Here is a 6,847-nt window from a genome sequence, read left to right as displayed (position 1 = left end):
GCAAAGGGCGCTAGCTGTCTCTTTGTTTCGGCCGACCCCGCAGTTGTGCCTTCGCTAGTAAGTACAGTGTAGTTTTGTAGTCTTTGGAACTTAGCGAATTCTACTTTTTGACTTCAATGTACTAGGCTAACTAATACCGCACAAAAAATGTAGGCGCCTTACAAGCGGTAGGCGGAGCGATGAGACAGAAAGGTGCACTTTCCTTTCTGGCTTATTGCGGGAGCCATCCGCCAGCGCCGAAGTGGGTTCAGTGACGAATTACTTCACTACATACAAAAACGGATAGATGTGGCTTGAACTTACTGAATCTCTTACCGACTTCAACGTACTATGCCACTTATTTACCTTCACAAAACGCAGGCGCCTTACAAGCGGTAGGCGAAGCAATAAGACGGATAGGTGCTCTTCCTATCTGGCTTATTGTGGGAGCCATCCGCCAGCGCCGGAGTGGGTTCAGTGACGAATTACTTCCCTATATACAGAGGCGGATTAACATGTCTAGAACTTACTGAATCACTAAACAACTTCAACGTACTATGCCACTTATTTACCTTCACGAAACGAAGGCGCCTTACAAGCGGTAGGCGGAGCGATGAGACAGAGAGGCGATCTTCCTTTCTGGCTCATTGCGGGAGCCATCCGCCAGCGCCGAAGTGGGTTCAGTGATGAATTACTTCACTACATACAAAAACGGATCGATATGGCTTGAACTTACTACTAGTTTGTAATGTGTCGTAGCTCGACTTTTTACGGTACTAAAGTTAGTGAAGGTCATCCTTCTATCATCGCTTCGGCACGTGGGGGATTGCCTCCCGCCATGAGCCAACTAGCAAAGAACGCTAGCTGTCTCATGGCTCCGGCTGACCCCGCAGTTGTGCCTTCGCTGGTGAGTACAGTGTAGTTTTAGTTGGCTTTGGTACATAGTAAAATTCACTTTTAGACTTCAACGTACTATGCCACTTATTTCCTCTCGCTTATTGTGGGAGCCATCCGCCAGCGCCGAAGTGGGTTCAGTGACGAATTAATTCACTACATAGAGAAGCAGATTAACGTGGCTAGAACTTACTAAATCAATCACTAACTTCAAAGTACTATTACAACTTACTCCCCTTCACGAAACGAAGGCGCCTTACAAGCGGTAGGCGGAGCAATAAGACGGATAGGCGCACTTCCTATCTGGCTTATTGTGGGAGCCATCCGCCAGCGCCGGAGTGGGTTCAGTGATGATCACTTCTCCACATACAGAAGCGGATTGAAGTGTCTAGAACAAGGTGCAGATATTCAACTCATTTTCAAGTTTTCCTTATTTCAGCTATACTAAGTACAGTAGGAACTTGAAGATAGGATGTGCCGAGATGAGTCAAGTAGTGATTGAGAAGTTAACCAAGACGGTTGGAGATAAAACATTATTTAAAAACGTGCAATTTACGATTACGAGTGGTGAGAAAGTTGGTTTAATTGGTATCAATGGAACAGGAAAATCAACTTTATTATCGATACTTGCGGGACAAGAAGACGCAGATACGATTTCAATGGATCATCCAAATAAATACAGAATTGCTTTTTTGCCGCAAGAACCTGTTGTGAACCCTGAGCAAACCGTGATGGAAACGGTGTTTGAAAGTGATGCACCCATTATTAAGCTGAATCTTGAGTATGAACACGCGCTACAAGAACTTACAGTCAATCCTTCTAATCCAGAATATCAAGAACGTTTCTCGCGTTTGCAAAATGAAATGGATGCGACAGGCGGCTGGGATTTGAATGCGCAAGCTCGTACTATTCTGATGAAGCTTGGAATTGATATGTTCGACCGCAAAATGGGTGAACTTTCAGGTGGACAGAAAAAACGAGTAGCGCTTGCAAAAGTTCTGATTGAGCCAGCGGATTTATTATTATTAGATGAGCCTACGAACCATCTCGATGTGGAATCGATTCGTTGGCTACAAGATTTTTTACTAAACGTACAAGGTGCCGTAATGTTCATTACGCACGACCGGTACTTTTTAGATCAAGTAGCTACACATATATACGAGTTAGCGGATAAAACATTGTATTCGCATACTGGAAACTACGCGGATTACTTAGAATCTAAAGCGACGCGTTTAGAAATGGCTGCATCCTCTGAACAAAAAGACCGTAATCGTTACCGTAATGAGTTAAAGTGGATACGACGTGGTGCAAAAGCGCGTTCGACTAAACAAAAAGCAAGAATTGGTCGTTTTGAAGATCTTGAGGAAAAAGTGAAGCAGTCAGGTGATTCATTGGATTTTGAAATGGATTTGCAAACTACTCGCCTCGGTAAGAAAGTTCTTGAGATTAAGGATATTACGAAGCGATTTGGTGAGAAAGTTATATTGCATCCGTTCTCTGCGATACTACAAGCGAAGGATCGTATTGCGATTATTGGTCCGAATGGTGTCGGTAAAACGACGCTTCTTCATATGTTAGAAGGCTCGCTTGCGCCTGATTCAGGTGAAATCGATATGGGCTCGACTGTGAGAATCGCCCATTTCCATCAGCACACTCCGATTATGGATGAGAATAAGCGGATCATTGAATATATTCGTGAAACGTCCAATGATATAGAAACAGGTGCTGGTGAGCGACTGTCTGCCACGCAAATGTTGGAGCGGTTTTTATTTCCATCTTCAGCCCACGGAACACCTATCGGGAAGCTATCAGGTGGCGAACGGAAGCGATTGTATTTATTGAAGTTATTAATGGAACAACCGAACGTGTTATTGCTAGATGAGCCGACAAACGATTTGGATTTAGAGACGCTATCTGTTCTTGAATCATTCATTGATACATTTGCAGGTGTTGTCGTGACCATTTCACACGATCGCTTCTTCTTGGACCGTATTTCTCGCAAACTTTGGGTGCTCGATGGATCGGGTGACGTACAAGTCAGGCTCGGTTTGTATTCAGATTTCTTGGAAGAAACACCACAAAAGGAGCAGAAAGCAGCACCAATTGTTGAAGAGAAACTAGTGGAACAACCGAAGCAGAAAAAGAAAATGACGTATGCGGAGAAAAAACAGTGGGAAACGATTGAATCAGATATAGAAGCGCTGGAATCAAAAATTTCGGAAACTGAATCGGAAATGGCTAGTACAGGATCTGACTACGACCGACTTAGAGTCCTAGATGAACAACTAGCAGAGTTAAATACACAATATGAAGAACTAATTGAACAATGGTCTTACTTACAGGAACTAGCTGACTAACCTATTGGAGGAGATTTTCTTGAAAATAAAAATGATTGAACCTACACCTAGTCCGAACTCGATGAAAATCATTTTAGAAACTGCATTGCCGGACGGTACAAGTCATAATTATAAAAAGATAGATGAAGCACAAGCACCTGAGCCCATTCGTTCGTTACTAGCCATTCAAGGCATAAAAGGTATTTATCATGTAATGGATTTCATGGCAGTAGAGCGAATCGGCAACGTTCCTTGGGAGTCTATTCTTGCTGAAGTACGCGCCATTTTAAATGAAGAAGACAATGAAGCAGGTGCATCTGAAGAAATTCAACTAGATGAACATTACGGTGAAGTCTATGTTCATGTGCAAACGTACAAAGAAATTCCTCTACAAGTAAAGGTGTTTAGCAGTGATACGGAAAAACGTTTCGGATTAAGCGAACGCTTTATCCAGGCAATGGAGAGGGTTCATCATTCAGAAGTAGAAAACTATATTCTACTTAGAAAATGGGCAGACTACGGCATCCGTTATGGTGAACTGCAAGAAGTAGGAGAGCAAGTCGTGCAGGAACTAGAAGCTGCGTATCCAGAAAAACGACTACACGAATTAGTAGAAAAAGCTGAACAAGCAGATGGCCAAGCAAAAGTAAAAGGTCAAAAAGTGACACTTGATGAATTTACAGTACCCGAATGGGAAAAACGATTCCAGCTACTCGACCAAATGCCGGACCCAGACGTTTCCGATTATCCTGTACTCACACGTGCGCTCGAAGATGAAAAAATGTCAATCCGTAGATTGGCGACGGTATACCTTGGAATGATAGAAGACGAATCAGTCATTCCATTTATCGAAAAAGCATTAGAAGACAAAAGTTGGGCAGTGCGTCGAACAGCAGCCGATTGCATGAGTGATCTTGGGTATGTAAGATTTGAATCAGCGGCGATCCGTTTGTTGCAAGACAAAAACAAACTAGTTCGCTGGCGTGCAGCGATGTTCCTATACGAAACCGGAACAGAACACGCACTACCAGCCCTGCATGAAGCTGAAAACGATACGGAATTCGAGGTCAAGCTTCAAGTGCGAATGGCGATCGCACGTATCGAAGAAGGCGAAGAAGCAAAAGGGTCGATTTGGCGTCAAATGACTGAGAGAAGTAAATAATCTCAGGAAGTAGAAAAACGAATATACGCATAGTTGATTGTTAGTAATAACTAGTTGATGAGCTGTCCGGGATTTCTAGGGGCTAACTATCTTGATGAATTATATCCATTTCTATTTTTATTATTCGAAAATTCTACAAAAAGCAACAAGTTTCATTGTATACTGGTAGATGGATTAGAATTACTATGAAATAAATGGCAATCAATATACTTAAAAGTGTCATAGTAAATAAATAGTTAGCCACCCCTAGGAGAGAAATAATGATACGCTTATTCAATAAAGGAAGAATTCAGACAGATGATCGCTATCAAGAGGACCTTAAACCCGTTACTACTACCATTTCATTAGAACGGTATCCGACTATGAAAAAACAAATACAAATGATTAATCTTACGGAAGTAGATCTGGAATACCTTGTGCAGATACGCGAGCAGGTCAAACCGATGTTCTCCACAATGACAGATGCTTTTTATAAAGCGATGGATGCTGAACCGGATTTATTACGTATTATCTCGGAACATAGTAGTATAGAGCGCTTGAAAGTGTCATTACAAAAACATATGGAATCTTTATTCGAAGGAAGAATTGATGCAAGCTACTTGGAGCAACGAAAAACGATTGCTAAAATCCATGTTCGGATAGGTCTTGAGCCAAAGTGGTATTTGGCGGCATTCGAAATGCTACATGATGGATTTTTCACGTTTATTGAACAGTTAGATATGCCGATAAATCGTAAATTTAATACATTACGTGCATTCATGAAAGTATTGAATCTTGAGCAACAATTAGTTCTTGATGCGTATGAAGAATTTAATGAAGTAAATCGTCAGCAAGTAGAAAAAGAGAAGGCGATCGTAAAAGATCAAGTATTGAACGCATCCCGGGAATTGGCAGCTATTAGCGAACAAACGAGTGCATCAACAGAAGAGCTATCTGCAAAATCCCAGTTACTAGAAGAAACAACTATACAGAATCTCTCATTTATCACAGAAACCGAAAGCACTTCTTTACATGGTAAAGAATTGATGAATACACAGTCCAAACAATTCGAACAGATAGTTACATATATGGCAGATTTAATGAGTCGAATGGATGCACTTTATACATCTTCTGACCAAATCGGGGAAGTTGTCACGTTAATAACTACCATTGCTGATCAAACAAACTTACTTTCACTGAACGCAGCAATCGAGGCGGCTAGGGCAGGACAACATGGTAAGGGGTTTGCTGTTGTCGCGACAGAAGTACGAAATTTGTCAGTTGAAACGAAACAAGCAATCGGTAAAGTATCAGGTATAATTGAAGAAACGAATACGAACATAAACGATATGTCGAAATTTGTTCGATTAATGGAGCAATTGATACAAAAAAGTGCGCAAAATAACGAGCAAGTTACACATTCCTATGACGAGATTGTGCAAGCAGTATCTGGTATGAAAGAACAAGCCGCTCAGTCAAGAACCTCAATTAAAAACACCGTGAAAATCTTACAAGAGATTAACCAAGCAATTGAAACGATTGCGCATTCATCTGATGGTTTAATGCAACTCGCAGAGGATTTTTAAAGAGAATTCTATGTGTTTTTCAAAGGACAACTTGTATGCCAAAGTTGTCCTTTTGCGTTGGAGTATGCAAATCATTATGTTTTGCAGCGTTACAAAAGAAAATATCGTTGGATGAAGGAGATCAGTTAGTTGTATTTAAACTGAAATCGGGTGTACTTGCCAATGTATAAAAAAACTACCGTTGACCAGATTATTCCTTGTCAACGGTAGTTTTTTTGTTTAATACGGTAAGTTCTTCGCTATTTTTCAGCAACTCTATGAAAACTTGTAATACTTTCGTTTGAAAGGTGTACCTTTTACTGGCAATAGTGCTAAATCACCGTAGTGAAGCTCTTTTTGAATCGCCCATTGTGAGACTAGACTGATGCCGAGTTCTGCTTCGACCGATTCCTTAATAGGCTGTGTACTACTAAATTGCGTGCTTTATTGTGTAAAACTAATGATCAGGCGAAGGAGGAAGCTCACTTGTTTGCCTGATTTTTTTTGACGGGTAATCATCTACTAACATACAAGTGAATCAGTTGACTTTAAATAGTCCACCCCCTAAACTAAAAGTAGTTTAGGGGGTGGACTATTTTGAAGGATAAACTTCAAGAAGCTGTAGGATTATTTGAGGAAGTCATGATCTATGGAACAGAGCATGTGATGAAAAATCTTGACGTGCCTATATGGAAAGAGAATTCACCAGAACAAATTCAAGTATTAAAAATTTTATCTGCATATGGTCAATTATCAAGTGGTCAGCTGGCAGAGATTCAAGGTGTACATAAAAGTGCAATTTCAACTAGGTTAAAAAAACTTGTTGAAAAAGAGTTAATTCAGTCTGAAAAGGATCCGTTAGATCAGCGCTCCAATAGGATTTCATTAACAGCAAAAGGTGCAGAAGTTCTCGCGATAGCAAACGATGCGAT

Annotated in this window: 5 protein-coding genes; 4 read left to right on the top strand and 1 reads right to left on the bottom strand. The window is 40.9% G+C overall.

Features of this window, described 5'->3' with window-relative positions; translation table 11 throughout:
* Positions 1–1,355: 1,355 nt before the first annotated feature.
* The 3 genes from ORD22_RS12760 (at position 1,356) to ORD22_RS12750 (ending at position 5,936) form a co-directional block, all read left to right on the top strand.
* Positions 1,356–3,230 carry an ABC-F family ATP-binding cassette domain-containing protein gene (locus ORD22_RS12760; protein ID WP_317646433.1) on the top strand — a complete coding sequence of 625 codons (1,875 nt, stop codon included), beginning with the start codon at positions 1,356–1,358 and terminating at the stop codon, positions 3,228–3,230.
* A 19-nt stretch (positions 3,231–3,249) separates the two neighbouring features.
* Positions 3,250–4,371, top strand: coding sequence for a virulence factor (locus ORD22_RS12755; protein ID WP_317646432.1), 1,122 nt, complete (start codon positions 3,250–3,252; stop codon positions 4,369–4,371).
* 260 nt (positions 4,372–4,631) lie between these two features.
* The gene (locus ORD22_RS12750; protein ID WP_317646431.1) at positions 4,632–5,936 is read left to right on the top strand and encodes a protoglobin domain-containing protein; all 1,305 of its coding nucleotides are present in this window, start codon (positions 4,632–4,634) and stop codon (positions 5,934–5,936) included.
* 255 nt (positions 5,937–6,191) lie between these two features.
* On the opposite strand, the gene ORD22_RS12745 is transcribed toward ORD22_RS12750, so the two are convergent.
* A complete protein-coding gene (locus ORD22_RS12745) occupies positions 6,192–6,302 on the bottom strand; it encodes a hypothetical protein (protein ID WP_317646435.1) in 111 nt (36 codons plus the stop codon).
* Between the two features lie 210 nt (positions 6,303–6,512).
* Between ORD22_RS12745 and ORD22_RS12740 the strand changes: the two genes are divergently transcribed.
* A partial coding sequence (locus tag ORD22_RS12740; RefSeq protein WP_317646429.1) for a MarR family winged helix-turn-helix transcriptional regulator occupies positions 6,513–6,847 on the top strand: 335 nt, incomplete at its 3' end.

It is taken from the genome of Sporosarcina sp. GW1-11 (assembly GCF_033088395.1).
GTDB lineage: Bacteria > Bacillota > Bacilli > Bacillales_A > Planococcaceae > Sporosarcina.
Note: the sequence above shows the minus strand (reverse complement) of the source record. Positions and strands in the feature narration are given on the sequence as shown.